This window comes from Nocardia goodfellowii (genome assembly GCF_017875645.1).
Classification (GTDB): Bacteria; Actinomycetota; Actinomycetes; order Mycobacteriales; family Mycobacteriaceae; genus Nocardia; species Nocardia goodfellowii.
In genome coordinates, this window is record NZ_JAGGMR010000001.1 from 6,941,076 (window position 1) to 6,964,717 (window position 23,642).

26 protein-coding genes are annotated in these 23,642 nt (G+C 64.3%); 4 read left to right on the forward strand and 22 right to left on the reverse strand.

What is annotated here, in order from left to right:
- Window positions 1-25 precede the first annotated feature (25 nt).
- The 11 genes from BJ987_RS32175 to BJ987_RS32225 are packed head-to-tail and all read right to left on the reverse strand — an operon-like array spanning window position 26 to window position 5,637.
- The gene (locus tag BJ987_RS32175) at window positions 26-1,066 is read right to left on the reverse strand and encodes a toprim domain-containing protein (protein ID WP_209896813.1); all 1,041 of its coding nucleotides are present in this window, start codon (window positions 1,064-1,066) and stop codon (window positions 26-28) included.
- On the reverse strand, window positions 1,063-1,800 hold the full coding sequence (locus tag BJ987_RS32180) for a DNA cytosine methyltransferase (RefSeq protein WP_209896814.1): 738 nt from the start codon (window positions 1,798-1,800) through the stop codon (window positions 1,063-1,065). The genes BJ987_RS32175 and BJ987_RS32180 overlap by 4 nt, the downstream gene beginning before the upstream one ends.
- Window positions 1,797-2,228 (reverse strand): RRQRL motif-containing zinc-binding protein, encoded by a 432-nt coding sequence (locus BJ987_RS32185; RefSeq protein WP_209896815.1) that lies wholly within the window; start codon window positions 2,226-2,228, stop codon window positions 1,797-1,799. Before BJ987_RS32185 ends, BJ987_RS32180 begins: the two co-directional genes overlap by 4 nt.
- Window positions 2,225-2,737, reverse strand: a complete 513-nt coding sequence (locus tag BJ987_RS32190) for a hypothetical protein (protein WP_209896816.1) — start codon at window positions 2,735-2,737, stop codon at window positions 2,225-2,227. The genes BJ987_RS32185 and BJ987_RS32190 overlap by 4 nt, the downstream gene beginning before the upstream one ends.
- On the reverse strand, window positions 2,734-3,588 hold the full coding sequence (locus BJ987_RS32195) for a hypothetical protein (RefSeq protein ID WP_209896817.1): 855 nt from the start codon (window positions 3,586-3,588) through the stop codon (window positions 2,734-2,736). The genes BJ987_RS32190 and BJ987_RS32195 overlap by 4 nt, the downstream gene beginning before the upstream one ends.
- On the reverse strand, window positions 3,585-4,310 hold the full coding sequence (locus BJ987_RS32200) for a hypothetical protein (protein WP_209896818.1): 726 nt from the start codon (window positions 4,308-4,310) through the stop codon (window positions 3,585-3,587). Before BJ987_RS32200 ends, BJ987_RS32195 begins: the two co-directional genes overlap by 4 nt.
- Window positions 4,307-4,666: a hypothetical protein gene (locus tag BJ987_RS32205; RefSeq protein WP_209896819.1), complete on the reverse strand. Its 360-nt coding sequence runs from the start codon at window positions 4,664-4,666 to the stop codon at window positions 4,307-4,309. Before BJ987_RS32205 ends, BJ987_RS32200 begins: the two co-directional genes overlap by 4 nt.
- A complete protein-coding gene (locus tag BJ987_RS32210) occupies window positions 4,663-4,977 on the reverse strand; it encodes a hypothetical protein (RefSeq protein ID WP_209896820.1) in 315 nt (104 codons plus the stop codon). The genes BJ987_RS32205 and BJ987_RS32210 overlap by 4 nt, the downstream gene beginning before the upstream one ends.
- Window positions 4,974-5,126 carry a hypothetical protein gene (locus BJ987_RS32215; protein WP_209896821.1) on the reverse strand — a complete coding sequence of 51 codons (153 nt, stop codon included), beginning with the start codon at window positions 5,124-5,126 and terminating at the stop codon, window positions 4,974-4,976. Before BJ987_RS32215 ends, BJ987_RS32210 begins: the two co-directional genes overlap by 4 nt.
- Window positions 5,123-5,431: a hypothetical protein gene (locus BJ987_RS32220; RefSeq protein WP_209896822.1), complete on the reverse strand. Its 309-nt coding sequence runs from the start codon at window positions 5,429-5,431 to the stop codon at window positions 5,123-5,125. The genes BJ987_RS32215 and BJ987_RS32220 overlap by 4 nt, the downstream gene beginning before the upstream one ends.
- On the reverse strand, window positions 5,431-5,637 hold the full coding sequence (locus BJ987_RS32225) for a hypothetical protein (protein ID WP_209896823.1): 207 nt from the start codon (window positions 5,635-5,637) through the stop codon (window positions 5,431-5,433). The genes BJ987_RS32220 and BJ987_RS32225 overlap by 1 nt, the downstream gene beginning before the upstream one ends.
- A gap of 364 nt (window positions 5,638-6,001) precedes the next feature.
- On the opposite strand from BJ987_RS32225, the gene BJ987_RS32230 reads away from it, so the two are divergent.
- Entirely contained in the window at window positions 6,002-6,208 is a 207-nt protein-coding gene (locus BJ987_RS32230) for a hypothetical protein (RefSeq protein WP_209896824.1), read from the forward strand.
- A 3-nt stretch (window positions 6,209-6,211) separates the two neighbouring features.
- On the opposite strand, the gene BJ987_RS32235 is transcribed toward BJ987_RS32230, so the two are convergent.
- From BJ987_RS32235 to BJ987_RS32255, 5 genes are all read right to left on the reverse strand, one after another.
- Window positions 6,212-7,120 (reverse strand): NAD-dependent epimerase/dehydratase family protein, encoded by a 909-nt coding sequence (locus tag BJ987_RS32235; RefSeq protein ID WP_209896825.1) that lies wholly within the window; start codon window positions 7,118-7,120, stop codon window positions 6,212-6,214.
- Window positions 7,121-7,135: 15 nt separating this feature from the next.
- Window positions 7,136-8,452: a hypothetical protein gene (locus BJ987_RS32240; protein ID WP_209896826.1), complete on the reverse strand. Its 1,317-nt coding sequence runs from the start codon at window positions 8,450-8,452 to the stop codon at window positions 7,136-7,138.
- Between the two features lie 268 nt (window positions 8,453-8,720).
- Window positions 8,721-9,332 carry a hypothetical protein gene (locus tag BJ987_RS32245; protein ID WP_209896827.1) on the reverse strand — a complete coding sequence of 204 codons (612 nt, stop codon included), beginning with the start codon at window positions 9,330-9,332 and terminating at the stop codon, window positions 8,721-8,723.
- A 203-nt stretch (window positions 9,333-9,535) separates the two neighbouring features.
- Window positions 9,536-9,706 carry a DUF6011 domain-containing protein gene (locus BJ987_RS32250; protein WP_209896828.1) on the reverse strand — a complete coding sequence of 57 codons (171 nt, stop codon included), beginning with the start codon at window positions 9,704-9,706 and terminating at the stop codon, window positions 9,536-9,538.
- Between the two features lie 19 nt (window positions 9,707-9,725).
- Window positions 9,726-10,421 (reverse strand): hypothetical protein, encoded by a 696-nt coding sequence (locus BJ987_RS32255; RefSeq protein ID WP_209896829.1) that lies wholly within the window; start codon window positions 10,419-10,421, stop codon window positions 9,726-9,728.
- Between the two features lie 262 nt (window positions 10,422-10,683).
- On the opposite strand from BJ987_RS32255, the gene BJ987_RS32260 reads away from it, so the two are divergent.
- Window positions 10,684-11,790 (forward strand): MrcB family domain-containing protein, encoded by a 1,107-nt coding sequence (locus tag BJ987_RS32260; protein WP_209896830.1) that lies wholly within the window; start codon window positions 10,684-10,686, stop codon window positions 11,788-11,790.
- On the opposite strand, the gene BJ987_RS32265 is transcribed toward BJ987_RS32260, so the two are convergent.
- The 6 genes from BJ987_RS32265 to BJ987_RS32290 all read right to left on the reverse strand — a co-directional run bounded on the left by BJ987_RS32265 (window position 11,787) and on the right by BJ987_RS32290 (window position 20,449).
- On the reverse strand, window positions 11,787-12,377 hold the full coding sequence (locus BJ987_RS32265) for a hypothetical protein (RefSeq protein WP_209896831.1): 591 nt from the start codon (window positions 12,375-12,377) through the stop codon (window positions 11,787-11,789). The two genes, BJ987_RS32260 and BJ987_RS32265, sit on opposite strands and share 4 nt — an antisense overlap.
- 112 nt (window positions 12,378-12,489) lie before the next feature.
- On the reverse strand, window positions 12,490-13,563 hold the full coding sequence (locus BJ987_RS32270; RefSeq protein ID WP_209896832.1) for a hypothetical protein: 1,074 nt from the start codon (window positions 13,561-13,563) through the stop codon (window positions 12,490-12,492).
- Complete coding sequence (locus tag BJ987_RS32275) at window positions 13,560-13,775, reverse strand: hypothetical protein (protein WP_209896833.1); 216 nt, start codon at window positions 13,773-13,775, stop codon at window positions 13,560-13,562. The genes BJ987_RS32270 and BJ987_RS32275 overlap by 4 nt, the downstream gene beginning before the upstream one ends.
- Before the next feature lie 1,474 nt (window positions 13,776-15,249).
- The gene (locus BJ987_RS32280; protein WP_209896834.1) at window positions 15,250-17,202 is read right to left on the reverse strand and encodes a hypothetical protein; all 1,953 of its coding nucleotides are present in this window, start codon (window positions 17,200-17,202) and stop codon (window positions 15,250-15,252) included.
- A gap of 702 nt (window positions 17,203-17,904) precedes the next feature.
- A complete protein-coding gene (locus BJ987_RS32285; RefSeq protein WP_209896835.1) occupies window positions 17,905-18,864 on the reverse strand; it encodes a NaeI family type II restriction endonuclease in 960 nt (319 codons plus the stop codon).
- Window positions 18,865-19,471: 607 nt separating this feature from the next.
- On the reverse strand, window positions 19,472-20,449 hold the full coding sequence (locus BJ987_RS32290) for a pentapeptide repeat-containing protein (RefSeq protein WP_209896836.1): 978 nt from the start codon (window positions 20,447-20,449) through the stop codon (window positions 19,472-19,474).
- Window positions 20,450-21,065: 616 nt separating this feature from the next.
- Between BJ987_RS32290 and BJ987_RS32295 the strand changes: the two genes are divergently transcribed.
- Together BJ987_RS32295 and BJ987_RS32300 are read left to right on the forward strand one after the other, a co-directional pair.
- Window positions 21,066-22,496: a DUF8370 family protein gene (locus tag BJ987_RS32295; protein ID WP_209896837.1), complete on the forward strand. Its 1,431-nt coding sequence runs from the start codon at window positions 21,066-21,068 to the stop codon at window positions 22,494-22,496.
- Between the two features lie 277 nt (window positions 22,497-22,773).
- Window positions 22,774-23,517: a hypothetical protein gene (locus tag BJ987_RS32300; protein ID WP_209896838.1), complete on the forward strand. Its 744-nt coding sequence runs from the start codon at window positions 22,774-22,776 to the stop codon at window positions 23,515-23,517.
- Window positions 23,518-23,642: the final 125 nt, after the last annotated feature.

Genomic DNA, 23,642 nt, shown 5'->3' on the forward strand with positions numbered 1-23,642 from the left:
CACATCGGGTGACGGTCCGAAGCGGTCATCGGTCCAACCCCCAATCCAGATCCTGGCGCCCCGGCCACCCGGCCCGCTCACGGTGCGGCATGTCGGTGGGCCGTCGCGGTCCGGTGCCACCTGGTGCGGGGTCTTGGCGGACGAAGTTCAGCTGGTCGGGCCGGATCAGGCGCAGGTCGTTGATGTCGTGGCCGGCTTCGAGGTGGTCGAACAGGTCTTTGCCGGACGCCGTGTGCATGACGTCGATGTGGCGCGCCAGCCCTTGCAGGCGGTCGTAGACCTGGGCGGCGTGCTGGAACCCGGGCAGATCCCGGTCGGCGACGATCACCACATGCGAAGCACCGCGCAGCTGTTCGGCGTGCTCGGGACGGAACTTGCCCGCGCCCGCGGCGTTGCAGGTCGCGGGATAACCGGCAGCGATGGCACGGTCGACGTCCTTTTCCCCCTCGCACACCAGGATCGGGTGGCCTTCGGCGATGGCCCAGGCCACGATCGGCGCCTGGTACAGCACGGGCGCGAACCCACCGGGAACCCACCCTTGGCGCTCGGGGTCCCAGCGGCGTTGGCTGAAGTCTTTCGCGGTGCCGTGCTCGTGCGGAGTGGCGTAGCGAATCACCTGGCCGACAGGATCTTTCGCGGCGGTGGTGTAGGTGTATGTCGCGACCCGCCGCCGCGGCCCGGTGACCGCACCCAAGTCATCGACCGGAGTGGTCACGCCGGGCTGCGCCGCCGGGGTCGGCTGTACGGGCGTGTGTCGGGGTCCGGGCCGGTAGTTGCTCTGAGTGCGGTCGGGCAGGCGGTCGAACAGGTCCCGCACGCGCAGGCCGGCCACGCTGAGGACGTCGTCCTGGTCGCAGCGGCTAAAGCAGGTGACGATGGTCTTTTCCCGGCGCGGGTCGTATTTCACTCCGAGGGACGGGTTTCGGTCGCCGCGGCCCTTGCCGTGGGTCGGTACCGGGCAGTGGAATTTGGTCCATTCGCCGGATTGCCTGGTGGCTTCGGCGGTCACTTGCCGTAGGCCGTCGACGACCCGGTCGTAGGAGGGTCCGTACAGGTGTCCGGTCATGCGCCGCTCACCGCCTGCCCGAAGGCGGCGTGGTCGAGCAGGTGCTTGCCGATCGAGCGGGTGAAGGCCGGCGGGATCGCTTCGCGCAGGCCGTCGCGGCTCATCCAGTCGATGCCCATGGCTTGGCGGGCTTGGCTGACGCCGGAGAAGTTACCGACCACGTGCATGAACTCGCCCGGCTCCGGTGGCCGCCCCATCTTCCGCAGCGGGGCGGTGTGGCGGGGGTGTTCCGGCTGCCGGAGCACGATGTTCGACTCGAAGATCCGGTGCCGGTAGACGCGCAGGCCCTCGAACATGGTGCCGCACAACATGACCGGGTTCCGCAGTGGTGCGCCAGGGACGTTCTCGATCACCCACGGCTTGGCGCCCGCCAAGCGGAGGAAGGCGTCGCGGACCGGGCCGATGAGATCGGGGTGTGTGCGGGCGCGCAGGCGATGCGCGAGGGTGTAGAGCTGGCAGGGCGGGGAGGCGTGGTAGGCGTCGAACTCGCTGGCATGGTCGTCCAAGAAGGCCAGGGCCTCGGCCTGGTGGAACTCGAACGGATACCGGGGCTGCGGCTCGACATCGACCCCGACGACATCGAATCCGGCCCGGTAGTAACCCATTCCTGCGCCACCCTGCTTGCAGAACAGATCGAGCAGCCGCGGCTTGTGCACCCCGATCGTTGGGAGCGGCGCCGGGCTGGCGGGGCTCGGGAACGGCATATTCGGGGACCCGGGAATCGGGATGCTCATCGATCCAGCCCCCAATCCTGTTCCGGAAAAGCGGATTCCGGTTCGATGCTGGCGAACCATTGCGATCCGGGGTCCCCGATCTGCCCGATCTCGCGGCGGTCGAATCCGCGGCGTTCCCACGCCCGCGCTTGGCGTTCCCGGGTCGCTTTGGCCAGGGCTTCTCGCTGCGCCGGGGTGGCGTCACGCTTGGGTGCGGCCTGATCGACGCGGTACAGGTAGGCGGTGTTGCGGGGCCGGCCGCCACCGGCGGCGGGGGCGACGATCTGGGCGGCGATGTCTTGGCCGTTGGGCCTCAGCTGCTGCGCGCGGAGTTGCCGCCGGGTGGCCAAACCTGGTGGGGCGGTGCGCCATTCGTAGGTCGGTAGCCCGAACCGGGCGCCGGTGGGGTCGGGCAGGTCGCGGCGATGGACGTTCTGAGGGCCGGTCATCGCTGCACCTCGCGATCCAGGAATTCTCCCGACAACAGCCACTGGCCCGGGACGCGGCCAGGTGTGCGCACGACCGGCGGTTTCGGGGCGTCGACGTGGAACACTCTGTCGCGCAGTGCGGGCCGGTCCGGGAGGTGTATGGCGAGGTGCGGGATCTGTTCAGCGGGGGTCGCGATGGATTTCTGGTGTTCGCGTTGTTCGAGGTCGCGGATGTGTTCGACGGCGGCGCGCGGGTCGACGCCGAGGTGGCGGGCGAGGCGGCGGATGGCGGGCCAGTCGCCGCAGGCGAGGGCCGGAATGCGGTGGCTGTGGGACAGTTTTGCGATCAGCATCGCGTCGTGGGCCTGGTCGAGGGTGAGGTCGTTGCGGCCGGGCATCCAGGACACCTGCCAGCCGGTCTGGTGCAGGTGGGCGGTGTGGGGTAGTTCGTCGAACCACATACGGTGCTCGGTGCGGCGGATGCCGACAGTGTCGGGGTAGCTGTCGCGTGGGATGGGGTGCAGGGTCATCTGGGCTCCGGGAAGTTGTCGGGTGTCCAGCCGCCTTTGGGGCGCTGCAGTTTCGATACGTGCTTGCCGCGGCGCCACAGGTTCCAGGCGTGGACGATGAGCCCGATCTGGTCGCGGTCGCTAACGCGGGTGCGGGCGGAGCGGTGCAGGTCGAGGCGCTCACGCAGGGCCAGGATCGGGGAACCGGCGGCGAGTCCGGCGCCGCAGTCCCATGAGTGCACGAACTCGCTGGCGGCCTCGGGGTCGATTTCGGTGAGCCGGATCGCGACCGCGCACGCGACCGCGGGCCGGGCTTTGAGGCGTGCGGCGATGCTGGTGAACTGTTCGGAGATGGCGACCAATTCTGGGTAGGCGCTGGCGAATTCGACGATGCGCGTGGTGGAGATTCCGCCGCCGCGGACTTGGGCACCGAACAGGTTGCCTTCCATCCAGGTCATGTAGACGCGCAGTGCGGCAGCGACGAGGGTGGTGTTGTGCCCGGTGACGCCGGTGAGGGTGAGCTGGTCGCCGGCGGTGCGCCGGGCCCCTTGGTCCATGGTGATCTGGGTGTCGGCGGCCAGTCCGCGCACGACGAGCAGCGGCAGGCGCAGATCGGTCGTGCGGGCCAGTGCGTGCAGACGATGCTGCCCGTCCAGCAGGTCACCATCGGCGGAGAACTTGATCGTCTCGCCGTTGAAATGCCAACGGCCGCAGACAATGTCGTCGTGGTACTGCTTGACCCGGGATTCCCGGACCGGCCGGTTGTTGGTGTTGCGCTCCAGCCAGCGGCGCGCGGTCGGTGCGTCCACCATCACGATCACGGTGGTGCCGGGCACTGGAGAGTGGTCAGGGTTGACGAGGTGCATGGTCATCCTTCGGAGGGGGTGGTGTGGGGAAGCCGGTCGATGACGGCTTGCAGGGCATCACGTGCGCGGGTCAGGTCCGCGCGATGCTGTTGCGCCAACTGGGTGGCGTATCGATCGAAGCGGTCGTCGTCCACCAGTCGCTGCAGGCGTTTGGTGTCCTGCAACAGCTCCCGGCGCGCCTCGTCGAACGACTCGGTGATCGGCGACCGCTTCCGCGTCGCCGCCTGCGCCTGCCCGGCATCGGCCTCGGCTGGTCCGGATCCGAAGGGGAACTCATCCGAAGCGGCGCGTCCCGCCGCGCCGGATGAACTCTGCTGAGCGGCAAGCGGTTTCGGTGGGTAGCTCTTCCCATCACGCCCGGTTACTGGCGCATATGGATCAGGTGCGAGGTTTCTCGCACCTGCGAGGTCCTGGCGAACGGTGTAGTCGCTGACACCGGTGGCGACGGCGATGGCACGCGTGCTCATCCCGATTTCACGCAAGGAGGCAACGACTTCCGCGCGCTCCTCCCGCGGTACCCGGATCCGGGCTCGATCGAATTCCTGCGCGCAGTACTCGTCCCAGGAGTCGTAGCCGAGCGCCGCCCAGGCCCGAGTGAGATAGGCCTGCTGAATGAGCTCCCACGCAGTTTCCACATGCGCGCGAATACGGTCGGTCAGCTCCCGTGCGACCTCGCTGGTAACGGTTTCGCCGGTGGCAAGGATCTCGGCGCTGGGCAACTCGCTCATCGAGCCAGCCCCCAATCCCGGTCCAGCTCAGTCGGTTCGGCGGATTCTTCGATCGTCGGCGTGGCGGCATTGATCAGCCCTCGCGCCTCGTTGATTGTCAGGCCGAGCGATTTCGCCCACCCCTCGGCTTCGAGCCGGTCTGGTGCGACCGCCAGCCGCATCCCGGCCTTGGCCTGGTCGGAGGTGAACTGGCGGCCAGGCAGCCCGGTGAACACCCAATGGCCGTCCCCAACATCCAGCGCCTGGTGCTGGGTCGCGTCCGAGCACATGACGCCGTGGTCGACCACGATGGACGGGATCGCCGGCGCCGCGGCGCGGGCCCATTCAGCTCTGCCCCACTTCTCGGGAAGCTTCATCGGGTCCCCACCCCCGGTTGGCCGCATTCGGCCGGAACCGCTGCGGCGGGTGGAGATCCGGGCGCGGGGCAATAGACGATGTCGGGGGTGTGGCTGGGGCGCCCGCTGAACAGCAGCGCTCCGGCGTACAGGCCCGTGGCGAACACCAGAGCGAACACGAGAATGATCCCGCGCCGTTCCGGTGCCGCCGACCCCAGCGTCTCCCCCACCAACGCGGAGGAATCGAAGGCACGGCCACCCATGGCATGCAAGGCGTAATGCCCTGTGTTAGAGCTGTTTTCGCCGTACAGGTGACGATTGTTTCGAATCATCGCCGGCCTCCTCGGCGCTGCGGGCTGCGGCGCCACAGCGCCCACAGCACGACGACGAAGATGATCGCGCCGACGGTGCCGGGTGCCACGATGAACCCGGTCGCGACTACGGCGAACAGGATGATCCGGAGTTCGAGACTCGTTCTCATGCCGCACCGCCGGAGGGCAGTTCGAGCACGGACGCCTCGTCCACGCTGGTGGCGGCGAGCGCGTCATCGATTCCGGCATCGAGCAGGTCACGGAGAGCGATAGCCTTCTCTACGCTGAGCTGCATGCTCATACCGGCGAACGTGCTGCTTTGGAGGGCATCGACCTTCAGGCAGACCTTGTCGATGTGCTCGGCATAGGAGACTGCGAACGAGCCGTGCACACTGATCCCGACCGCGGCGTCGCAGGCATCGGGGCTGCCGAACTGGTTAGTGCTGGTGACGTGGTGTCCGAGGTAGTCGCGCATTACGCCACCCCCGTCCGGCGGCTCAGGCGTGCGATCTTGCGCTGGGCGCGGAGTTGTTCTGCGCGCCAAGCCCTTTCCTCCGGCGACAACAGGCCGTCGGGATCGACCGCGCGCTCGTCACGGCTTACCGAATCGGGATGGGATTTGCGGCCCTGGCGGGACTTGCGAGTGCTGGATGTGGCCGAACGGCCAGGTACGATGGACATGCCTCAGGGGCTCCTGTCTCGTGGGGTGTGTGGAATCGCTGAAGCGGCTGATACCGCTTTGGTGCTTGACTCCCCGGTAGCTGGAACTACCGGGGAGTTCCTATTTCTCGGCCTGCTCGAATCGCTGGAACGAATCGGCTGGCTCGGACTCGTCATTCATCGGCAGTCGTCTCGAATTTGGTTGACGGAGAGCCCCCTCTCGATGAGCTAACTGACTTCTTATAAGTAGAAGCATGGTCGGCTTTGCATTGATCAACTGTGACAATTTGTCAACCTGCATCCGCACCGGTCAAGGGTGGCTAGCCACCCTTGACTATACGCCAGTTGTGGACGAATGGCTAGCCACCGTGACATGCTTTTATCTATGCCGAGTAAGCACCTGAATCCAGCTAGGGTCTACCGACCGGACCCCGAGCTGTACCAGCGCGCCCAAGCGGCGGTCCAAGAGGTCGGGTCGAATATGAACGCGCACGTCATCGGGTTCCTGCAGTGGCTCGCCGGCGATACCGACACGCTCCCACCCCGCCCGGACACGACCGGCGAAACCGGCGAAAAACCCGAACCGAAATAGACCTCAGAGAAGCGCGCTCGCCATCCAGGCATCGCGAACGATCTCGTCGATAGCAGAATATCTTGGCGCCCAACCGATTTCCGTTATCGCCTTCGACGGGTCGTTGATCAGGCTCGCCGGCTCGCTCGCAGGCGGCTTGTGCTCCACCGAGACCCGGCGCCCGGTCACACGCTCGGTTGCCGCAACCACGTCCATGATGCTGGTCCCGCGGCCGCTGCCAATGTTGTACCGGGCGGAGTTTCCAGGGTCTGGGAGATGCTCGATACACGCGACGAACGCGTTGGCTGCATCGCAGATATTCAGGTAGTCACGGACAGCGGTACCGTCGCCGTTAACCGCCAGTGAGGGCCCGCCAGAAGCCGCGGCGAGTATCCGAGGAACCAACCTTGTCGGGTCCGGATCTGCTCCGCCCGCAACGTTGAGGATGCGGACCACGACAGCCGCCAGATCCCCGCTTCCGGCTTGCGCCTCTATCGCAAGTTCGGCTGCCAACTTGCTGCTCGCGTAGGGATGCGGCGGGGCGTCGGGAAGCGTTTCGTTCATAGGCTGATGGTTCGGCGTTCCGTAGATGGAGCCGGTAGATGCAAATACGATCCGCCGGACCTCGGCGGAGTGCATAGCGTCCAGCAGTGCAATCGTCCCGCTCACGTTCACGCGGAAGTACCGCAGCGGCTCGGCGAACGACTCCCGAGCCCTGGTCAAACCAGCCAGATGGCAAACCGCGTCGACGCCGCGGACCGCTTCCCGCAGGGAGTCGATATCGACCAGATCGGCGACTCGAACCTGGCTTGCTCCTGCGATATCGAGGCCCGGTTTACGCACCATCGCCACCGGCTCATGGCCAGCAGCGCTCAAAGCAGCGACAACCGAACTGCCGATGTAGCCGTTCGCCCCGGTGACCAGTACGCGCACCCGGCCATCATCGCATCATCCGAGCAGCAGGTCACGGTGCCGCCAGGTAAGTGCCACGCATGCAGCAGCGGCGGCCGCCAACGGTTCATGGTTCAATGCGTGCCGGACATTGTCCGGCGTCCAACGAATCCCCACCCTGCCAGGCTCCGACGGGTAGATCTCGCCTTCGGAATTCCGCGAGACCAAGCCTTCGAATGCGGCATCAAATACCTCAGCGTCCATGACGACGGTCGTCAGAATCTCACCAGCTGGCGCCAGCGGGTCGAGACCCATACCGAAGCACCAGGCCTGCACCTTTCCCGCTGCCCGGCCCGCCGTGAGCGTCCGGAACGGTTCGCTGTCGTAGTCGACAGATGTGCCGCTGCTCCCATCGTGCTCGGGTGTGTCGAGGAATTCCTCCGAGAACTCGCGAATCATGTTCCGCCACAAGCTGAAGTCACGCTCCACGTTGGGCTGGCCGATCGCGGCAGGCTGGAACACGCCAGCCGGAATGATGTGCGTCAGGCCAGCGGCGAGAGTTACCTGGGTTGCGCCGCGCCGGTGCAGGAAGAAGGTGTCTCCATCGGCAGCTCGACGGATCGTCAAGGTGTTGATGCTCGGCAGAATCGGCCGACGAGCCGGGTCGAACAGGTCACCTATCCGGTGTCGAAACGGCAGATCCTCAAGCGTAAACCGCACTGGGCCGCTATGCGATATCCACGCGGCCGCCGTTTCGTGCGCAATGACCTCGCAGACGTCGACCATGTCGAAGTAGGTGGTCAGACCGAAGGACATCCGAGCGCCGGCTTCACTGAATGACGCATCGAGCAGACGGTACGAAGTTCGGTTCTCAAATAGAGTCGGGCGGGCGATTGCACGTATGGCCTGGCTGTAGCGTCCGTATCGCACACCAGTTGATCGGGCTGGTCGGTACGGCTCGGATTCAGGCTCACTGCCGTTGAACATCGGCGTCGGCGCGTCCGTCTGGAAATCGAGTTTGATCGAATCGAGGTCGATTGGGGCAGGCGCCATCCATTCCGGCCGCGTTATGCAAGTGGTGCCCTCGATCGGGTCCGTGTCCCAATACAGTCGTGCCGCCGCCGCGGTGAGTGCATACCGGTTCTGGTTCATCGTCTGCCGAACCAGCCGCCACTCCGTCACTGCCTCATCACGGTCGGCCTGGTCCGGATCCGGTAGATCGGTGAGCCCAAAGGTTTCCGGCGGCAGCCCCATGGCCTTGGCGAAATGGCGTAACTGCATGACGTCGCGGCAGGTTCGTGCACCGGTCAGATACTTCGAAACCAGAGTCCGGTCGATACCGAGCACACGTGCCACCTCCTCGTGCTTGGTCATGCCGTGCGCTCGCATATACGCCCGAATCACGTCGGGTAGACGCGAATCGTGGGCAGTTTGCGCCATTTGAATCGACCCCCTTTGATCCTCGACCACGGTGGCTATCCACCACGGTACCATCGCCTTGCATCCGCAGGCCGCGAACCGCAAGCCCCCTGGATAGCCCTCCCGAATCAAAACAACTTCACCCCAGCCCATCGCCGCCGTACTCCGTCGGCCGGCCCTGCTTGATCGCCTCGGTCTTGGAGGTCCTGGGCTGTCCTTGCCTTCAGCCTGGCAGGTCGGCGACCCACCTGTCGTAGCGCTCCAGCGCGTCCGAGAACAGTTCCACTGTGCCTGGGGGCAGCGAATAAGCAGCGACTGGTGAGGTTTTTCGTGGGAAGTGAGACGGCTGTATGAGGCGTTCCGCGGGGAGGCGAGTCAGTCGCTGACCGGCCATGTTCAATGACTGCGTCATCGGGTGCAGTTTCTGCTCACCGGTGGCGGAGCGGAGTTGATCGACGCTGGCGCTGCCTCCCGCCGCGACCAGTGCGCGTACCAGCTCCACGCTGGATGGCTTCGCCCCTCGAAGAATTCGGACCGCGAGATCGACATCCCACTCGGCCCATTCCGGTTGACCGTGCCGTCCCACGTTGACGCGCACAGGTGGCGGCCCGCCGCGGCGGCCGGCGGCGGGCGGAACAATGACCACGTCGTCGGTCCTGGCGGCGCTCGATTCCTGCTGACCTTCTGAGGTCGGGCCTTCGGCGACCGCGATGTGCGCAGCCAGCAGGCCGAGTTGGATCCGTATATCAGCGGACGGGATGGTGCCCGACAGCTCCCGCACCGCCTCTTCCAGTTGCTCTCTAGCGAACTTCAGTAGATCGACCGGAGGCATCATGGGAAGGATTCTGCCCAAACCCGTTCATGCTTACCGCCATTCAGCCGATATCCGGGCCAACATCGGAACCGCGACTGCATCCGGCGGCCTGTTCCTTATCCGGTGGCCTCGATGAGCACGAGCCAGGACGCGGGATAGGGGCACTCATACCGGCGCCGGAGGCCCAGGCGGCCGTGTGTGGAAACTGGCTGCCTGGCGGTCGTTCAGCCTGCGATGTCGAACAAGAGCAGCGGGGTGCCGGTGCGCTGCTCGGCGCGTTCGCGGACCGCGCAGATGGGACCGATCCCTTGCGCAACCGACTGTGCTGATACCAGCCAGCCGTGGCAACGCCGACAGTGCGCGACGAGTCTGCTTTCCTGGTCTGTGTCGGCCATTTGCTCCTCCTTCGGCCGGTCAGGGATGTGACGAATTCAGTGCCCGGCGGATCGCTGCGGCGCAGCGGTCGATCTGCCAGGGCGGCGGCACATGCACGACGCCGAACGTCTTCTGCACACGCATCTCGAACCGGACCACCTTGAATCCGGGCTGGTCGGCGAAGTAATCCTCGGTGCGATGCTTGCGGCCGCCACGGCTGCCCGCCTTGTACATCGGATTGCCCACAAACAGCTCAAGCAGCACGTTGCCGCACCATGCGTCGACCCGGAACAGCGCGTCGGCCAGCGGATGAAAGAGCATCGGCAGGCCCCGTTCCCGCAGCGCGGCGATCACATGCATTTCCCGCAGGAACGAGTAGTAGAAGTTCCCGACCCGCCAGCGCATCGCTTCGTCGGCACGCTGCCGACTCCAACCCTCGGCCATGGCGCGGGCGACCATCTGGCGCGAAGGCTCCCACAGCCAGCCGCTGACTGCCTCGCCCTGGAACCACTTGCAGAACTCCTGCCAGCTGTACAGTCGCTGCTTTTCTTCGAGCATGTAGTGGAACAAGTGCGCGAAGGCGAAGTCCGGGAACCAGTCTCGGATCAGCGCGACCTCTTCGGCCTCTTCTTTCTTGATCTTGCCCAGCGGATGGTGGGTAGAGAGCGCCGGGATGTCTTCCGATGCAATGGCGTAGGGAACGGTGGTGCGGTGTGCGAGGACGGTCTGCGTCACCTGCTCGCACCCGTCACGTCCGGTCCACCACGCCATTTCGCCGCGGGCGATGCGCCCGCCCGACGTGAAGTGCTCCAGAACGTCAGTACTGGTTGTCACTGTGCTCATACCCACCACACCCCCAGGCCGGAGCCTGCTGAACCTGTTTGTCGTTCAACACGTTAGAGGCGGGCACCGACAAGAATCCGGCACAGAGAGTGGGGTTTGGAGCCGGATGGTTCGGAGCGCATTCCTGTCGGACCGCCCCGCTAGATTGCCCGGCATGCCGCTGAGGGACCTGCTCGAAGAAGTGCTGCGCCTGCAACCCAGTTTCACCATCGACGCCCGCGACCCAGCGATGATCCGGCGGAAAACGTTGGTGGACAACGAGATACCGCGATGGATCCGGTCCGAGCTGGCGACGGGTTTTCCGGCGTGGCGAGCCGAAGGCAGCGGTGGCCGCGGGACACCGGCGCGGGTTCCGTGGAGCCGATTCTTCGATCCGGTCCGCAGCCCCAAAGCGGGACTCGGCTGGTATGCCGTCTACCTGTTCAGCACCACCGGCGACGCGGTCTACCTGTCGCTGAACCAGGGCACCAGCCCTTTCGATCCCGTTCGCCAGCGCATCATCCCCCTCGCCGACGAGGTCATCCGCCGCCGCGCCGACTGGGCCCGCTCGGCATTGGCCGCGGCCGGGACACGCCCGGAAACGTTCGGCACCATCGACTTGCACGCCGCCCGCGGACTGGGACACGCCTACGAACTCGGCAATGTCCACGGCATCCGATACCCCGCCGGGGCGATCCCGCCGGATGCCCAACTCCGCCAGGACTTCCTCGACATTGCCCAGCTGCTCGACCGGCTGTACCGGATCACAGCGAACACCCCGTTCATTCCCGGCGACATCCCGCCCGAGATCGTCGACGCCGAAAACGCCGCCACCGAGTCCGCCGGCCACGCACGCCGCACGACCGGCCAGGGCAGCGGGCTCACACACGCCGAAAAGACCGCGGTCGAGGCCCGCGCGGTCACCCTCGCGATCGAGCACTTCGAATCCCGCCACTACCTCGTCAAGAACACCGGCAAGACCGAATCGTTCGACCTGCTCGCCACCCGCGGCACCGAAAAGATCTATGTCGAAATCAAAGGGACCATCTCGCTGGGCGAGCAGATCATCCTTACCTACAACGAGGTCGAGCACCACCTCCGCGAATACCCCAATAACGCTCTGGCCGTGGTGCATTCGATCGACCTCGACCGGACCCAGTCCCCGCCCGCCGCCTCCGGCGGCACCGTCGTGGTCTACCAGCCCTGGCTGATCGACACCGCATTGCTGCGCCCGATCTCCTACCGCTACCCGGTAATTCAGCAACCCCCGTCCGGTCACTAAGACGCTTCGGCCTTCACCTCGCCGGTGACCGCGGTGCCGATGACCACCTTCACCTCGCCGGTGACCGCGGTGCCGATGACCACCTTCACCTCGCCGGTGACCGCGGTGCCGATGACCACCTTCACCTCGCCGGTGACCGCGGTGCCGATGACCACCTTCACCTCGCCGGTGACCGCGGTGCCGATGACCACCTTCACCTCGCCGGTGACCGCGGTGCCGATGACCACCTTCACCTCGCCGGTGACCGCGGTGCCGATGACCACCTTCACCTCGCCGGTGACCGCGGTGCCGATGACCACCTTCACCTCGCCGGTGACCGCGGTGCCGATGACCACCTTCACCTCGCCGGTGACCGCGGTGCCGATGACCACCTTCACCTCGCCGGTGACCGCGGTGCCGATGACCACCTTCACCTCGCCGGTGACCGCGGTGCCGATGACCACCTTCACCTCGCCGGTGACCGCGGTGCCGATGACCACCTTCACCTCGCCGGTGACCGCGGTGCCGATGACCACCTTCACCTCGCCGGTGACCGCGGTGCCGATGACCACCTTCACCTCGCCGGTGACCGCGGTGCCGATGACCACCTTCACCTCGCCGGTGACCGCGGTGCCGATGACCGGGGCGTGAACGCCCCGGTCTATCTCGGAAGCCCCTGAACCGAATCCGGTCCAGGAGCGTTTCCGTTCAGGAGATGAGTTACGGCGAGTCGACGGTGTTGCGCATGAGCTCAACGGCCTGCCGACCAGCCAGCTCACCGAGATCGCAATGGACCTCCGCAACGCCCTCGAGGTCACCGAGCTCTTGGAATACACCAAGGGCGGTGTGGAAGTGCCGCTCGGCGGACCGGAACCGGCCGCGAACGATCTCCAGCCGCCCCATCTGCCGGTGCACGTCGGCCTGCTGAGCACGGAGACCGAGCCCGTTGAACTGTTGCAGCGCATGCCGGTAGTGCCGGATGGCCTGCTCGAACTTGCTGTCAGCGGCGGCAGCCCGGAGGCCGAAGGCGTGGTCGGCGCCTTCCCGGTCGTCACCCTCGGACTTCATCCATTGGCGCGTGTTACGACTACCGGATTCGCGGGCCGGAACGTCCGGCCGGTCCGTACCCGTCGGGGAACCGGGGTACGCCAGGCGCTGCCAGGTGTTCAGCACCGCCGTGATCTGCGATTCCTGCACGCGGCACGCCTGGAGAAAGGCGGCGAGGTTCGCGCGGTCCCTAGGTAATCCGGTAGCCGAGGGTGACACGTACCGGTAACAGGTCGACCTCGGCAAACCGGTCAGGACGGCCACGACCCCGGCGGTCCGGCCGGACTCTTCCAGAATGTCCCGCAGCATCGCCGCGAACTTCGGCGGCGAATCCACCTCGGACAGCTTGTGTTCGAACGCCCGATCGCGTTCGTACCGGTCGATCGTGCGCCGGTCCGGCCGCGCTTCCGGCGCGATCTGCCGATCTTCCTCGCCCGGCAAGGTCGCCCAGCGGACGACCCGCGGCGGTCCATCCGCCTGCAGCGCGGGACCACCGATTCGGGCCGGATCCACGTCGTCGGACGGGAGTCGCGGCCGCTTGCGGCACGGCAGGATGGAAACACCGTGCGCAGGGTCCTTCACCAGGTAGACCCAGTCCCCCGGCGTCGGCCGGAAACCGTCCAGATGGTGCGGCGGGCGGGCCAGAACCACGGTCGCGCCCTCCGCACCCTGCAGGGCATAACGCCCCGGCTGCCAGCTGGCCACCTGGACCAGCTCGACGGGGCGGACGACGCCGGTGGTGGTCACCGGGGATCACCGCCACCGAGCCGTGCCAGTACATCGCTCGCGATGCTGCAGAGCGAGCGTGCAAGTCCTCCGAGCCAGGTGCCCGGCATGACAAGCGCGACGAGCGGGACAGCGATCCACATGAGCCGGACGGCGGCTTCGTCCGGGTCCATCCCGGCCATGCAGGACAGTAAGTGGTAGACGAGGCCGGCCACCACGATGACGCTGACCATGAACGCAGTCGGCCATGACAACGACACGGGCGTCGCTACCGGAGCCGGGGCCGCTACCGGGGGCAGGGGTGCCGCCGGAGTCGCAGCTGCCGCGGCCTCGGGCTTGGATTCAGCAGCTTGGGCGCAGTTTTGACACTGCCCATTGAAGCGGAACAACGTGACTAATCCTTCCGGATTGCCTCCGGTGCAGGCGGGTGCTCCCGGCGCCAGGGCGCGGGCCCGGGCAGACCGAGAGCGTGCCGCTCACCTACCTCCACCAGAGGTTCGAACTGTTGACACGGCCGAGACTTGGAACAGCGAGTCACGATTCCCCGAATTCCGAGTTCCCGCTCGGTTTTCGAGGCGGCCCCGGATGGCCGGGACCCCGCAGCCGCCATTCTGCCCTGCCGGTCAGACAATGCAAAACGGCGGGTCCGATTCGCGGAGTTGAATCTTGTAATAGAACCAATCGGACGACCGACCAGTACCGATTTGGTCGAATGACCATCACGGATTGCTGCCTTCGTCGCAGCAGGAGCCGTTCCGGAACACTTACGCCGTAAGGCAGGCTGTGACGGGCCAAGCTTGCAACACGTTCGTCGCAATGTCTCATTTACTGAGGAATAGCCATCCCTAACTAAGGGTGACCTCTGCGGCGAGCCACAGACCGACGCCATCAGACTCGCGCCGACTCTTCAAGGCGGCGCATCGGCCTGCACATTGCGCATGTGCCGTTAAGGCAATTCCCTTCGCCGCAACGAGTAGATAATATTCCACCTAGTAGATAAATTGGAAATTGCTGCAATCTTGTGGTGCATTGATAAATGGATCGATCAGCAAACCAAAATGCCGATCGTTTTCAAATCGTTTTCCAATCTTTAGCATATGGTAACTTGACGCCAGAGCTCGGCAGGCGAATGCGCTGATCACAGACGGCAGCGCTTGTCGATATCGAACACAGTTACGAGCGATTAGCCAAGTTTGTCCCACCCGGTGTCCCACTGCGATGCCCCACCCAGGCCGTGAGACATCATTGTGACCGGGCTCACATTTTCACAAAACAGCAGCTAGATGCGCGCTTTTGATGAACTTTGACCCCGGCGATAGCGGCAAGGAGGGCCCCTGAGGGGGTGAAGCGAATCTCAAGCGGGCCGTTCGGCTCTCGCGATGCCCTACAGTAAGTCGTGCGGAGCGTGCAGTTGAGACCGCTGGTTTTAATACTGCGAACCGCCCGCCTCCCGGATGATCGCTTTTGACACGGCCGAGCACCCGGGTACCGGTGGAAGTTTGTTCCCGCGAACTCCACCAACACAACGGAAGGCCTCAGGATGCCCTTCGGGGCCACCTGAGGCCTTTCTCCTCAAGGGTTCGGCTCCTGTTGTGACACAGGGGATCGGCAGTCTTACTGGGCCTTCGTCGTGACCATGATGTGCAAACCCCCGCACGGAAAACCGGCCGGCTTGTCGCCGCCGCGCACGTGACGCCTCATTCCAGTTCACGGCGTGTTTGGGCTCTTGCCGTGCTGCAAGCCGGTCGCGAACCATCCGTCCACACTGTCCCGGACCCCGCCCAGCGCGGCTCTCCACTTCAGCGCCCGGTCCGGCGCTACTCCCATGAGCTCGACGGTAGGTAGATCGTCGTCGCTCACATCACTGAGCACCGCATGAGCCGATTCGAGCTCCTCCACCGCGGCCCCGAACCGGAGCTGCGCCGCTTCGAACGGATCGATGTCTTCGATCTCGTCTGCCTCACCGGCAGGGTTGTACTTGGGGAACAGCTCGTACCGGAGCGCCTGGTTGTCCAGCGGAACCGGGAGCTCTTCTGCCGACAGCTCGTAATTTCCCTGAGAGTCCCGCAGGAACGGCACACCCGTTACCTGTCCATCAGCCGGCGAACGCCCGTCTTCGATGATCCACTTCAATCGTTCGACGCCATGCGGAAGGCGCAGCATGGCGTCGAGTAATTCACTCACTGTCCGCCGATCAGAGCGGGGCCCAAGGTCGTTGCGAGGCATGCCGATAACGTCATGGAGCGCGAGGTAGTACAGCGCGCGCATCGCGAGTTCCCGACCCGCCGGCCCGACAGCCCCGGTCTCCGCTTCGCTCCTGGCCTCTTCGGCAAGGGCCTCAAGCGACTGCTGGCCACGCAGCCCGATCCCTTCGCCAGACGTAGTGAGCTGTGCGCCGCTGACAAGCACCTTCTCGATGCGTTCGATGACGGGGTCCTGGGAGTCAACCCGTGTCCTCAGTTCGCGAACGAGGAGCTCGACTGCCACCGGAATCTTCGTCCTGCGCCGAATGACAGGGGACCTACCCGGGGGCTTCTCCTTCCGCAGGACAAAGGCGATCGGCCGCCGGATCGCTTTGTGCACCTTCGGTTCCGTCGTCGTGAACAGGTAGATCAGCCTGGCGAAGCGGTCGTCCGGGTATCGCTCCACCCCACGCGCGACTGCTTCCGCGCGGTCCAACCGGCCAGACAGCCAACGGTATTCGTCCTCGCCATCCAGCAGGCCACGCACTGCACGCAGGCAGTCATCGGCCAGCGCCGAGTTCTTGGCCGACTCGGTCCAGTCCAGCTTGGTGTTCAGGTGCTCCTGAGCGACCTTCGCCTTGATGGCCTCGCCCAGGTCTACCTCGCCCGACACGTCCGCACGGAAGCCGACGATAAGCATGAACGGCGCCACCGTACAGCGGATTCGTGCGCGGTCTTCATCCGTGAGCGCCTTCACTGGGCCCGTCACCAACGAGTTGATTTCCCAGATCGTCCGCTTGAGCTCGGTCGAACTTCTCACGTAGGTCTGGAGTGTGTCCTTCGGTCCCACCCCGAGACTTCTATGCGCATGACTCACCCGGGACGAGCCTTCCCGCACGCACGGCACCGCGATCGGTTCGGACCCGTCTTCGAAGTCGATAACTTCCATGACACCGAACGGCGCATCCATGATCCCTTGCTCCGCAATCGGCGGATACAGATCGTTGGCCTCGGCCGTTTTCGCCATCGCGTTCGTCAGGACTCGGATGAGTTCCTTCACGGACGTGGTCGTCCGGATCATCTCGGCCTTCGCGCTCTCGAGCTTGTCGGCAACGCGGAGGTCGGCGGCATCCCGGGTCGTGCCCGCGGCCGGATACACGTAGCTGGCACCGTTGCGGGGGTTGGTGGGGTCCGGCATCAACCGCGCGGTCCACGCGTCGCTTTCGATGCAGAGAAGGACCCCGCCGGGGATCCGCATCTTCCGTGGATGCTCGATCTGACGCAGGACATCGTCCGGATCCACCCAGATCGATGCCATCGCTGTAGCGGCGAGCTGACTCATACCGAGATGCTTCTCAGCCGCGACCCGGACTGCGCGAATGCGTGCACGTTCCGGGTGAGGTGGCAGTTGCTTCAGAGGGCGCGGCAGTACCGGGTCGTCATCGGTGGCCGTCGGAGATTTTGCTGCACTGGCCATTTGGGGCTCCTTGCTCCCATCTCACGGGAGCGCCTCTCCCGCGAGCATTGCACGGGAGCCGGTTGCCGGCCAGCTCTCGCTGGGATCCGGTGAATCGAGTTCACCTTGTTCCCGAGCGTCACGGGTGCGACTTCACAGCGGTTCGGCTGGCCTCTAGACCTCAGGTCTGTATCGGGCTCTGCGTGTTCGCATACAGATCGGTGTCTGTGGTTGAACTTCGCTGCGTCGTGCACGTCGTGTCGACGCCGTCGAGGGTACGCGATGATCAGCACTGCGACAACAACTTTCCACACATCGATCGCAGGGCACCGACAGTTTCAAACCGCGAAACGTCCACTACCTTCCGCGCGAGGAGAAACGCTGGTGCTCAGGTGGTTTCACGCTGAGCTGCGGCCCCTCTCCCAGCAGCCTTGCTGCGCGCGCTTCCGAGTCGGCAGGCAGGGCGGTTCAAAGCCTGCGGCTCCGAGCTGCAGCGCCGGGTTCGGATGGCTTTCTGGCTGAAATGCGCACGGACAACCGCACATCCGCGGCCGAGCCTTGGGGAAAGGAATGTTCCATAAGTCGCGGTTCTCTGCCGCACCGGGCATACCCACCGCTGCCACACCCGGCGGGATAGTTCGGCACTGACCGTCCTCGCGGCTTGGAGAGGCAACCAGGTTGCCCTGTGAGCCTGCCCATCAACCTGTGGAACACGGGGCCCTACTAGCTGTTTTTGATCAATGGCAGCTGATCGGTCGGTTCATCGCTGTCGATTACCGCATATCGTCGGCCCGAAATCAGGGCGGTCGGCCGGTCGGTCGTGTCGTCTGGAACCTGGATCAGGCGTACCGAGATCAATGTTCCGGAGCTCGGGACCGGCAGTTGCAGGGCTTTCGCGATCTTGGGGCCATCGGCCATGTGGCCCAGGACGGCGATTCCTTCTTGGCTCAATGGCGTTCGGGTGTTGCGGCAGCGCCGCATGCCATCGAGTTGCCTGGCGACGGTGATCGCGGTGTTGCGGTCGATCAGGACCCCTCGGACATGGCGCATCAGCTCGGTGGCTCGTTTCTGCCCGGAACTGGACGCGAGGATCTTCTCCCGGACGTCGGGCGGTAACGAGAGCAGCAGGTTTCGGGGCAGGCGCGCATTTCGGAACAGCCAGACGATCCGGCTACGGCCGTCGGCGTTGAGGGTCTTCTTCTTGTCCTGGTTTTGGCCTTCGTTCAGTAGCTCGGGTTGGATGCGGATCAGCCCGACGTCGAAGGTCGCCTTGCGGTCGTTGGCCGACATCAGCAGGCAAAGATGGCCCATGGCCTCGCGCGGGATGTTCCACTCCCGTCGTATCGACCATTTCGCATCGATATCGTGGCCGTCGATCGCGTAATCCATGCGCTCGCCTTTGGGGAGCTCGAATGCAGCACGGACAACGATCTCTACCTTCGTGCCGAGATAGGATTTCTCGGTTTTGTCCAGCTCCTCGACATCGAAACGTCCCGTGCGCTGCCCGTCCAGGACCTCGTCGAGAGACTGGCGGATACTCTGCGCGAACAGCGCCTCTAGGTCATCTTTTTTCCGGAACCACGCAATCACCGCCGCGAGGCCGGTGTCCGCACCGTGGTCCTCCGGTGGTTCCACCGGGTCTTCTGCCGTGTCGAACAGGGTCGCCGAATCGTTTACCGCCATGGTCCCTCCTTGGCCGGGCTCTGAGAGCTCGATCGAGCCTGTACGACGCCATCCGAGCTCGCGGCCTGAGCGTGTACCGATACGAAAGAGATTGCAGGGCAGCCTTTTCAAGCGACCATCGCCCGTCCTCAAACGCGGCCAGCGTGTCCGTTGTCCAGCTCGGATTCCCTGTATGGACCGGTTGTTCGCGGTACTGCATCCCGGGTGCAGCCGTGTTCTCGGTGCGCCCGGCACGCAGCGGCGGTACCTCGCCAAGCAGCTCTGCAAGCGATGCCATGCATGTAACCGTACACAGACCCACCGACAGACCACCGCAGCCACGAAAGCTGTTCACCCCCAGGCGAATTCCGGACATTGTCGAACTGGTACGGTGGCCGGGAAGTCAGCGGAAAGGGAGGCACGCGCCCGGGGGTGATTCACATGAGCACAAGCATCGACGGCTACGAGGTCGCACGGCACTTTCGGATCGCGGGGGCAGGCCCAGCGTGAACTGCAATTGCGGAGGGCAAGGAGGGGGCCGCGAGTACATCGCGGACAAGGTCCTCGCCCACACCAGCGTCACGGTCCATGACATCCAGCCGCATACCCTTCCCACTGAGCAAGACAGTTAGCGAGTAGGCCGACTTGCCGGCGGGATGAACCGGGTCGGCCAAATCGTCGAACTGTCGTAGTAGATGTTCGTGAGGTTCGCGCCCGCCAGATCGGCACGGGTCAAATTCGCACCTGCCAGATCGGCATTAGTGAGGTTTGTGCAGCTGATGAATTCGCCGGGAGGGCCCAATTTTCGGACACAGCCGAGACTCGCAGCGGTGAGGTTCGCACCGCTGAGTCGTGCAGAGGTGAGATCGGCCCCTGCCAGTGCCGCATTTGCCAGACTTGCACACCCCCCGCGCACGGCGGGTTCATAGCAATCAAGCTCTGCACCTGCGAGATTCGCACACCTTGGCAGCGCCTTTGCGTCTTTGATCGTACAGAAAAAGTTTGCCCCGTCGAGTTTGGCTCCCGTCAAATTGGCACCGCTGAGGTCTACTCCTCCGAAGGCTGCCTCCACCGCATTCACGCTAGATAATGACGCGTGGCTAAGATTCGATTCATTGAAGTTCACGCCTGCCAGGTCGGCGCTGAAGAAGTTGGCACCGTGAAGGTTTGATTCCGAAAATACTGCCTTTGCCAGTTTTGCGCCGAGAAATGCACCATTTGATAGGCACAACCCGGAGAGGTTCAGGTAATGCCAGTCGCGATAGGCATCGTGACTCGTATCGCGGCGCCCGATGGCAGTTAAAGCCGCACGGATGTCGGGTGACAGTTGCTTAGATTCGTCCACGCCGGGGCCGGTTGAATCCTGGCCAGCCCGTTCACATTTCATGATTGGCGTCTGGTTGCGCACAAACTCAACCAGCACTGTAAAGATTACATCATGCTCGGAAGGAGAGTCCCGTGCGAGGCGTTCGAAAAGGTACACGCCAGCGACGCGGGCATCCATACTCTCCTTACTCAGCAGCTCGGCGGCCTTCTGAAAGCGATCAGTCGTCGCTACATCCAGTGCTGTACGCAGAGACTGCCCGGTAAACCACAGGGCACCCACGGCGGCGACGGTCGTGACAATTGCCGTGAGACTGGCCCAGCCGGGCCATACGAACACCCTGTGCACGGCGCGCCGCAATCGGTCCAAACGGGCCGGAGGAGTTGGCGGCGGATCCTCCGGCGCTGGGGATTGCTGACGCGATGGTCGCCGGAGTGAATGACCATGGCTCGGTACTGGCCGTCGACGCGCTGATGCGATACCGCCCTCCACAGCAACTCCAATCGGTTGAGAATAGCTGTGGCAGAACAGATTACCTGGCGGGATGCTCCCTCGCTTGAACCCTCGCTGCCGCACACGGGCAAGGTTTGGCAGATGTCCCGTTATCCCGCGCCTCGCAATGGACGAGTCGACCTGGTGGCCGTCTCACTCAGCATTTGATGTTGACAGTGCTCCACTGTCCGGCGGTATGACGGCCCGCCGCGGCTGGTGCCACTGGTCGGGGCGCAGCATCACGAGGTAGCGGCCTCTGTCCAGGGTGGAATAACGGATTTGCCCGTCGCAGGTGACACAAAGGGCAGTACTGTCGCCTCAAGGTCGGTGACGAACGAACAGGTAGGTCGAGTCAGCGACGGAGCGGGGAGCGGGTGCCGGTAGCACCTCGGGAAGGGGTAGGGGCATGAGGTTCTCAGAAGCGTTCGAGATTGAGCTGGGTCAGGATGACGACTGGTATGACGTGCACCTGACAGTCGACACGAAGCTGTTCATCGATCCGCTGTTGCTAGAGCTCGGTGGCCCAGGCTGGACTGAAGGCCACGAGGAACTTCTCCATCATTTCAAAGAGTGCTATCGGCTTGTAGCGAAGGCCGCATCACCGAAATCCACCTCGGCACAGGCGGCTCGCAGGATGCTGACCTTCCCGGAGCCTCCAGAGTTTGGACTCGGATACACCACTGCCGGCACCGCAGGGTCCGGGTCCAGCGCGGGAGTAGCGAACGCCATGGTCGACGGTATCGCCGTGGCAATAGCTGCCGGGCTGCGACAGCCGGAGCATATCGAAGAAGTTGGCATGTTCACGGAAGGGATCGGCGCCGATCGAATCTCAGATGCGGTGTGCAACGTTCTTAAGGGCCGCTTCATCGAGTACACGCAGGATGTCGCGAAGCGGCACAACGTACCCCTGAGCAAGCACAGAGTTCGGAATGCCAAAGTGTTTGTGGAGCAGGGTCGTTGGCAGGACTTGACGGTCGAACTGCCGACCCATCCTGAAACCGGGAAACCGGTCATCCTCGTACCCGAGCGACTACTGAACGAGCTCCCAGTCCTGAATGCGACCGACTGGTTCAATTCGGAGCTAAATTCGGATCTGCGCCTGCAGCTGAATATGCAGCTTGGTGACAAGGTCCGAAAAGCGGACGTCATCGCTCTGGCGAAGAAGCACCCCGAGCGTGTTCGAGAATGGGCTCGACAGCAGACCAGCAGAACCGACGTGCGCGGATATGACTTCTCCGACGATCCACTCGGTGTTGTCGTCTGGGATAAAGAACCTGCCAGGTTCGCAGAAGAAAACCCGATTACCGGTCTCAAACACCCGGCCAACCAGGCTGAGCTGAGCGCGCTGGTGTCGGCCGTCATCGATCAGTTCAGGCACTTTGTCGAGAATCAGAGGGGTTGGTCGCTGCTTCACAACGAGAACGGCAAGGAAAAGCGCGAGGAAGCGGCGCAACTCGTGTTTCTCGGTCTGGCCCAGCGCTACCTCAGGATGTTCGATGTCGAGATCGATCGCGAGGTCGAGCTTGGGCGCGGCCCCGTCGATTTCAAGGTCTCGTCCGGGACTCGCATGCGGCTGCTTATCGAGGTCAAGAAGGCCCACAACGGAAAATTCTGGAATGGGCTCGAATCTCAGCTGCCGAGCTACATGGACTCCGACGGAGCCGGCGAGGGATGGTATGTGGCGATTCGGTATCGAGATAGCCCGGCGTCGCAGAAACGGATGGCGGAACTCCCGGCGAGGGTCGAGGAGCTTCGATCGCAGTTAGACAAGAAGATTCACTACGCGACTATCGATGCCCGCCCGAAGGAATCGGCATCCCGGATCGCAACCGAATAGTAGACCGTAAGGTCTCGCAGGAGCCCAGACAAGGCGATTGCGGGTTCGAGTACTCTCCCGCAGGAGGTTCACAACAGGGCGGCGAGCAACTGGCAGCCCCTGATTCCTGAACGGGCCGCATTTCTGTTTCGCCGCGGCGGCCCCACGGGGGACCGATCGACTCCCCTGGCCGCCATGGGGATCCGATTACTGCTCCAACCTCCGATAAGTGGGTCTAATCGGTCGCTGAACGCGCGCCTGAAGCAACGACGGACCACTACGTGCGAACCTTCAACCCATGGCCGCCGATACAGAACATCAGAAAGCTGAGAAGCACTTCACGTTCATATGGGTGGGCTGCTGTGTGGTGGTCGGCTTACTTCTTGGTGCGTTCGTGTTCGGGACGTGGGCTAAAGCTGTCCAATCACCGCAAGACATCACGGCGGACTGGTTCACCGCATGGGGTGCTTGGGCAGGCGGAGTTGCTACCGCCGCCGCGTTTTTGATCGCTACAGGCAGCATCAAGGTGACGAGTGCGCATGCCCGTGACGACCGACGAGCCGCTGCCGACACTGCGGCCGCCGATGCGATGGCACAGGCACGGCTGCTAACCATCCGGCAGACCGAGACAACGTACGTTCCGCTGACCATGGCGATGTTCTGGCTTGAGAATCGCTCTAAGGAATCATTCTTCGACGTGGAGATTCCCTACGTCGATCGGGTACACGACGGCAAACAGGAACGAGTGGTGGGGCCCAGGTATGGCTCCTCGATCGGACGTATTCGCTCCTACGACTGGCTCGCGCCATATAGGTCGGAGGCCAAGAACTCGCAGTGGTCTTTCGAGATCCGGGTAGTCACTGACGAGCGGCAGCCGGTGACGTTCGTCGTCAACTACACCGACAGTGCCGGACGGGCATGGCAGCAACACTCAAACGGAGAGCTCACGCGTCGAACCGTCACGAACACGGCGGCCAGCAGGCTTTCCAGCGGCGCCGTTACCCCGAACGCGACACCACCACGTTGCGGCGACCCTAGCTGATCCCGCCAGTGATCGCCGCGAAAACATCGCCCTCCGTCAACAACTCAGGAGCGAGGACGCCACCATCGCCCCGCGGCCGCCTCGATTGGTCGACCGCCGCCCCGGCTCATGAGACGTCAGAACGG

Bases quoted from the DNA above. Each gene is read 5' to 3' on its own strand.
- BJ987_RS32190 (WP_209896816.1), bottom strand. From the start codon at position 2,737: ATGACCCTGCACCCCATCCCACGCGACAGCTACCCCGACACTGTCGGC.
- BJ987_RS32275 (WP_209896833.1), bottom strand. From the start codon at position 13,775: ATGGTCAGCGTCATCGTGGTGGCCGGCCTCGTCTACCACTTACTGTCC.
- BJ987_RS32180 (WP_209896814.1), bottom strand. From the start codon at position 1,800: ATGAGCATCCCGATTCCCGGGTCCCCGAATATGCCGTTCCCGAGCCCC.
- BJ987_RS32210 (WP_209896820.1), bottom strand. From the start codon at position 4,977: ATGATTCGAAACAATCGTCACCTGTACGGCGAAAACAGCTCTAACACA.
- BJ987_RS32175 (WP_209896813.1), bottom strand. From the start codon at position 1,066: ATGACCGGACACCTGTACGGACCCTCCTACGACCGGGTCGTCGACGGC.
- BJ987_RS32200 (WP_209896818.1), bottom strand. From the start codon at position 4,310: ATGAGCGAGTTGCCCAGCGCCGAGATCCTTGCCACCGGCGAAACCGTT.
- BJ987_RS32285 (WP_209896835.1), bottom strand. From the start codon at position 18,864: ATGGCGGTAAACGATTCGGCGACCCTGTTCGACACGGCAGAAGACCCG.
- BJ987_RS32230 (WP_209896824.1), top strand. From the start codon at position 6,002: ATGCCGAGTAAGCACCTGAATCCAGCTAGGGTCTACCGACCGGACCCC.
- BJ987_RS32260 (WP_209896830.1), top strand. From the start codon at position 10,684: ATGCCGCTGAGGGACCTGCTCGAAGAAGTGCTGCGCCTGCAACCCAGT.
- BJ987_RS32295 (WP_209896837.1), top strand. From the start codon at position 21,066: ATGAGGTTCTCAGAAGCGTTCGAGATTGAGCTGGGTCAGGATGACGAC.
- BJ987_RS32225 (WP_209896823.1), bottom strand. From the start codon at position 5,637: ATGTCCATCGTACCTGGCCGTTCGGCCACATCCAGCACTCGCAAGTCC.
- BJ987_RS32185 (WP_209896815.1), bottom strand. From the start codon at position 2,228: ATGACCGGCCCTCAGAACGTCCATCGCCGCGACCTGCCCGACCCCACC.
- BJ987_RS32245 (WP_209896827.1), bottom strand. From the start codon at position 9,332: ATGATGCCTCCGGTCGATCTACTGAAGTTCGCTAGAGAGCAACTGGAA.
- BJ987_RS32250 (WP_209896828.1), bottom strand. From the start codon at position 9,706: ATGGCCGACACAGACCAGGAAAGCAGACTCGTCGCGCACTGTCGGCGT.
- BJ987_RS32195 (WP_209896817.1), bottom strand. From the start codon at position 3,588: ATGACCATGCACCTCGTCAACCCTGACCACTCTCCAGTGCCCGGCACC.
- BJ987_RS32215 (WP_209896821.1), bottom strand. From the start codon at position 5,126: ATGAGAACGAGTCTCGAACTCCGGATCATCCTGTTCGCCGTAGTCGCG.
- BJ987_RS32280 (WP_209896834.1), bottom strand. From the start codon at position 17,202: ATGGCCAGTGCAGCAAAATCTCCGACGGCCACCGATGACGACCCGGTA.
- BJ987_RS32240 (WP_209896826.1), bottom strand. From the start codon at position 8,452: ATGACCAAGCACGAGGAGGTGGCACGTGTGCTCGGTATCGACCGGACT.
- BJ987_RS32300 (WP_209896838.1), top strand. From the start codon at position 22,774: ATGGCCGCCGATACAGAACATCAGAAAGCTGAGAAGCACTTCACGTTC.
- BJ987_RS32220 (WP_209896822.1), bottom strand. From the start codon at position 5,431: ATGCGCGACTACCTCGGACACCACGTCACCAGCACTAACCAGTTCGGC.
- BJ987_RS32205 (WP_209896819.1), bottom strand. From the start codon at position 4,666: ATGAAGCTTCCCGAGAAGTGGGGCAGAGCTGAATGGGCCCGCGCCGCG.